The sequence below is a fragment of the Clostridia bacterium genome, assembly GCA_012840125.1.
Classification (GTDB): domain Bacteria; phylum Bacillota; class DULZ01; order DULZ01; family DULZ01; genus DULZ01.
This window is the reverse complement of sequence record DULZ01000035.1, coordinates 1-2429: the sequence shown is the minus strand read 5'-3', so window position 1 is coordinate 2429 and position 2429 is coordinate 1. Positions and strand designations below refer to the sequence as shown.

Genomic DNA, 2429 nt, shown 5'->3' with positions numbered 1-2429 from the left:
TGGTGCAGCAGTACTTTTCATTGATCATTTTCACGGACTCGCCGCTCCAGCCGTAGCAGCCGAAGGCAGCGGCTTTTTTCTTCGTTTTAAAACAAATGTTCTTTGTCCAATGCTGGGGTAGGATTGGCTTGTCTAACCAAATTTTGACATGCGGGCATAGATTTTTTCACTTCAGGGATTTATAATAAACTTGTACTAAGATAACGAAACGATTGAGACGCTGGGATGTGGTTTGGCCGGAAAGTGGGGGAACGCCTATGGAGGATCTGGATGCGTTGAAAGATATCCTGGCACCGGTTTTTCAAAAGTATAACATCCACACTGCCTATTTATTTGGTTCGAGGGCCGGCGGTGATGCCGGCGAAGACAGTGACTATGATATAGCTTGTCTTCTGAGGAAATACGATCCTGACCGGCATAACCTTGATTTCACGGTGGCCTTGCAAGGGGAAGTGGAGGGGCAGCTGGCCCCGGCGCCGGTGGATCTGGTGTTGCTCGAACAAGCACCGGTGGTGCTGCGTTATGAGGTGATTACCAAGGGCGTTGTTCTTCATTGCGAAGACGACAATTTCAGAACGGACTTTGAGGATATGGTGCTTAGGGATTATTTGGATTTCAAACCCTTCTTAGATCAGTACGACCGGGAAGTGTGGGAAGCCATTAAGGGAGGGCATTTCTTTGCTTAACTATACTGTCATCAGCGACCGGCTGGACCGCATTCGTCGCTCCACCAACAGGCTTCATAAATTGGCCCAGCTCTCATGGGAGCAATTCTTGGCAGACCCGGATAACTTTGCGGTGGCCGAACATCACCTGCGAAGGGCCATTGAAGCTTTGTTGGACGTAGGTAGGCATATCCTGGCCAAGCAGGGCCTTGCTCGACCGTCTGATTACCGCGCCGTCATTATTTCCTTGGGACATCACGGCATCCTGCCCATGGAGTTTAGCGAAAAGATCCAGGGCATGGCCGGTTACCGCAATAGGTTGGTCCATGCTTATGCCGATGTAACGGAAAAGGAGATTTATGAAATCATTACGACACGGTTGGATGACTTTCGCCAGTTTGTCAAATACATTGTAGATTATATTGAACGGGAGCGGGAACAGGAATCATAGGACGGCGCCTGCCTCGGAGAAGGGTAGCACGATAGCTGGAAAGCGGGTTAAGGATAAACGCTGTGCAAAAATCTAACCTCCCCGCTGGGGAGGTTAAGTTATTAAGCCTTGGCGATAGCCTTGCCAAATTCGATGACTTCCGCCTGCCGGTTTTTATCGGGATTCCACTGGACTTTGAGACCTTCGTTAATCAAGACAAAGCCTGCTTTCTCCAGCAATTCATTGATCATTTTCACGGACTCGCCGCTCCAGCCGTAGCAGCCGAAGGCAGCGGCTTTCTTCTGTTTGAACTTTAGCCCCCTGATCATTTCCAAGCAGCCCGCCACGGAATGGAGAATGCCGTTGTTGATGGTGGGGGAGCCAACCACAATGGCCTTGGATTTGAATACTTCCGTCATGACGTCATTAGTGTCGCTGAGGGAGAGGTTATAAATCTTCACCACCACTTCCGGGTCCGCCAGCCTGATGCCTTCGGCAATCTTCTCGGCCAGGATTTTCGTGCCGTTCCACATGGTGTCGTAAAGAATGGTGATCTGGTTTTCTTGGTAGTCGGCGGCCCATTCCGCATACTTGTTCACGATCTGCATGGGGTTGTCCCGCCAGACCACCCCGTGGCTGGTGGCGATGATGTCGATGGGGAGGTTGAGGGCTTTGATCTCCTCCAGTTTCTTCCGGAGGATGGGGCTGAAAGGCGCGAGAATATTGGCGTAGTATTTCATGGATTCCCGGTACAAGTCGCACTGGTCCACCAGATCGTTGAAAAGCTTTTCCGTGGCCAAGTGCTGCCCGAAGGCGTCGTTGCTGAATAGAATATTGTCTTTCGTCATGTAAGCCGCCATGCTGTCGGGCCAATGGAGCATGGTCATTTCCACGAAGATGAGCTCCTTACCGTTGCCCAGGTCCAGCTTGTCCCCGGTTTTCACCACGCGGAAATTCCAGTCTTGATGATACTGTCCTTTTAGCGATTTCACCGCATTGGCGGAGCAGTAGATAGGCGTATCAGGGATGTGCTTCATCAAGGCCGGTAGGGCCCCGCTGTGATCCACTTCCCCGTGCAGGGCGATGACGTAGTCGATTTTATGTAAGTCCACCTCACTCGCCAGGTTCTCTACGAATTCCTCCGCGTAGGGCAGCCACACCGTGTCAATGAGAACGGTTTTTTCCTCTTGAATGAGATAGGAATTATAACTTGACCCGCGGTGCGTGGTGTATTCATAACCGTGGAACGTCCGGAGATCCCAGTCCACCTTGCCTACCCAATAGACGTTGTTCTTGATATGCTTTTTCATGTTGAACGACACCCCTTTGTGTTG

At 51.0% G+C, this 2429-nt stretch carries 3 protein-coding genes; 2 read left to right on the top strand and 1 reads right to left on the bottom strand.

Annotated elements, in window-relative coordinates; translation table 11 throughout:
* The first annotated feature begins 257 nt into the window (after positions 1–257).
* Positions 258–686 carry a nucleotidyltransferase domain-containing protein gene (locus GXX34_03900; GenBank protein ID HHW06670.1) on the top strand — a complete coding sequence of 143 codons (429 nt, stop codon included), beginning with the start codon at positions 258–260 and terminating at the stop codon, positions 684–686.
* A complete protein-coding gene (locus GXX34_03895) occupies positions 679–1116 on the top strand; it encodes a DUF86 domain-containing protein (protein ID HHW06669.1) in 438 nt (145 codons plus the stop codon). The genes GXX34_03900 and GXX34_03895 overlap by 8 nt, the downstream gene beginning before the upstream one ends.
* Before the next feature lie 101 nt (positions 1117–1217).
* Here GXX34_03895 and GXX34_03890 read toward each other — a convergent pair whose 3' ends face one another.
* A complete protein-coding gene (locus tag GXX34_03890; GenBank protein ID HHW06668.1) occupies positions 1218–2405 on the bottom strand; it encodes an anaerobic nitric oxide reductase flavorubredoxin in 1188 nt (395 codons plus the stop codon).
* Between the last annotated feature and the right edge of the window lie 24 nt (positions 2406–2429).